The organism is Pseudoflavonifractor sp. 60 (assembly GCF_009911645.1).
In the GTDB taxonomy this organism is placed as follows: Bacteria; Bacillota; Clostridia; order Oscillospirales; family Oscillospiraceae; genus Lawsonibacter.
Genome location: NZ_QWKI01000319.1, coordinates 1 through 2,825 on the forward strand (window position 1 = coordinate 1; position 2,825 = coordinate 2,825).

1 protein-coding gene is annotated in these 2,825 nt (G+C 58.0%); it reads right to left on the minus strand.

The window, feature by feature from the left end; all coding sequences use genetic code 11:
- Positions 1-691: 691 nt before the first annotated feature.
- The gene (locus tag D1646_RS22115) at positions 692-2,626 is read right to left on the minus strand and encodes a DHH family phosphoesterase (protein ID WP_160638488.1); all 1,935 of its coding nucleotides are present in this window, start codon (positions 2,624-2,626) and stop codon (positions 692-694) included.
- Positions 2,627-2,825 lie beyond the last annotated feature (199 nt).

Here is a 2,825-nt window from a genome sequence, read left to right on the forward strand (position 1 = left end):
CTCCTGCGGAACTCTTTCTTAAACCCTCCTGACTCCTCCTTTTTCTTTTTTGTTGCACTTCATTGACAATCTGCCCCCCTGAGCGAAGCGAGGGCGGGGGACTGTCCCCGGGAGCACCACCTTCTATTTGAGCTTTTAAGTAGAAGCAGTGCCCGCAGGTCAATCCCCACCGCTTCGCGGAGCCCCTTTTCAAAGGGGCCAGGCCCTGCTGGTGCAGGGCCATAAAGCGGCAGGCTAGGGTCGTCCTAACCCACAAAAGATACTTTGCGAATTAAAGTGGATTTTAGTGTGGCTTGGCTTATTGGTCTTATAAGACTCATATGGACATGAAAAAGCCCATACACAGGCACCGTGCAGAGAGCTGCAAGAAAAAACGCCAGAAACTGCTGTGGCGCAGCGGTTTCTGGCGCTGAGGCAAAACGGATTTCGGCGTCACGAAACAGTTTCTGCATTCACATCATAGAAACCCGGTTTGGGAAACTGGCAATTCAAAGCTCGACCAATGTCAATTTCGATGTGTAACTTCACAGCAACCAGGAAGGACCGCCCAGAAAACTGGACGGCCCTTTCTCATGGTGTGGGAACAATAGATGACAGGAAAAATTGACCTTCGGACGTGCAGTGCAGCGTTCCTTGTTCAGATATTGCGCTTGTCGCTCCGTCTCCGGAGGCTTCGGCACGCCTGTTCCCTTTAAAAATATTGGGCAAGTGCCTGCTGAGCATCCGGATTTCCCTGTTCTGCGGCTTTGCGGAGCCATGTTTCCGCCTGTTCCAGGTCCTGTTCCACACCGGTACCATTGTAATAACAGGCTCCCAGCATATATTGGGCCTCGGGCGAGTCCTGCTTCGCCGCTTCACGGAACAACTCCGCAGCCTGTTTCAGGTCCTGTTCCACGCCGTCGCCATTGCGGTAAAGAAGCCCCAAAATATACTTCGCTTCCGCGTTGTCCACCTCCGCCGCTTTGCGGAACAGCGCCACCGCCCGTTCCAGGTCTTGCTTCACACCCCAGCCGTAATAGAAGCATTTTCCAAAGGACAGCTGCGCGTCAGCCAGGCCCTGCTCCGCCGCTTTGCGAATCCACTCCGCTGACTGAGTAAAGTCCTGCTGTTCTACGCCGCTGCCGCTGTAGTAACAGAGCCCCAGAAGCAGCTGTGCGCTGGCATTGCCCTGCTCTGCGGCCCTGCGGTACCACTCCGCTGCCTGAACAGGGTCCTTGTCCACACCTTCACCGTTGGCGTATCTGAGCCCCAGGTTGAGCTGGGCCTCAGCAACCCCCTGTGCTGCGGCCCTGTGGAACCACTCCGCCGCCTTCCGCCAATCCTGTTCAGCGCCCCTGCCGTTGTAGTAGCAAAGCGCCAGGTTGTGCTGGGCTTCGGCCAGGCCCTGCTCCGCCGCCATACGAAACCATTTTACCGCCTGTTCGTCGTTCTGCCCCACATAGCTGCCTTCTAAGCAGCGAAATCCCAAATCGTTCTGAGCGGCGGCGATTCCCCGCTCCGCCTGGGTATAAAGCCGCTGGACGTACGCGTCATCCTCCAGCTTCTGGGCAAGCTCCGGATATGCCTTGCGCAGCGCGGAGGAGTTCTCGCAGTAATCCGCAATTTTCCGGTAGATCAGCCGTCCCACAGCGGAGCTGAAGCCGTCCCACCCGATCTCAGCCACGTCGGAGATCTCCTGCTTCAATGCCCGCTCAGACAGCACGCCTCCTGCGGAGGTATTCCTTCCCCCCGCGTTGCCGCCCAGGCCGTTGGCGATGTACTGGGCAAGGTCGCTGGCCGGGATCCCTGCCAGATAGCTGCGGACGGAAAATTTAAATTCCGCATCCTGCTTTCTCTCCGCTTCCGGCAGCAGGCAGTAGGAGACGCACAGATCGACCCCGTCCACCTCCATGACCTGGTCGCTGATGACCCCCAGGATATTGGGGTCACAGGGCTGAGCCTGGGCAACGGCGAAGTGGTAATCGTGATAAAAGTGGAGCTCCGAAATGGCCTTCCCCAGAATCCGAAGGGTCTCCGCATTGAGATTGGCCCGTTTCAGCTCCTCAATGCCCTCTCTGTCCAGCTCACCGCTTTCCAGCTCCCTGCGCATCTCCTGGTCCCTGCTGTGGGCGCTGGCCAGGCTCTTGAAGGCAACGGTATCCATGTACAAGCCGTAATAGAGGGCGGAGGAGAGAACCCTGTCCAGCTCAAAGCCGGCGTCCTTCAGCATGGACCACAGGATGGTGGAACAGGCGCCGTAATCGCTTCGGACCTCTCTCAGCGTGTCCTTCCCCTTGGGACCGCTGCATTCGGCGCAGTGGTGGTCAATGGCCGCCAATTCCCTGCGGGGCAGCGGTGTAACGTTGCTCTCGCCGTCCTGGCAGTCCACGGTGATCAGCAGCTCGGGCGGGTCCTCCCGCCGCTCCGATGGGTCCGTATGGGCAATGTCAATGTGGAACAGCTTGACCATCTTGGTCAGATTGCCCTTGCTGATCCTCCGGGGGCCGCTGTAGACCAGCTTCGGCTGTTTGCCCTGGCTCTCCAGATACTTTTGCAGAGCGAAGCCGCTGGCTATCGTATCCGCGTCCGGGTCGTCGTGGCATTGGATCACAATGTCGTTGTAGTTCAGTAATGTCTCTAACCGCATTTTGTTGTTCTCTCTTTCTTTCCCGTATATTGCAGTGTCTCCCGCCCCCCAGACGGGGGGCGGGAATGGAGTTCATGATGTTGGTGCTTGCGGATCATCCATTATCTGCCCAGGGCGGCATAGAGGAAGGTGACGATCTGGCCGCGGGTACAGGCGGAGTTGGGTCCAAAGGTGGTGGCGGAGGTGCCGGAGGTAATGC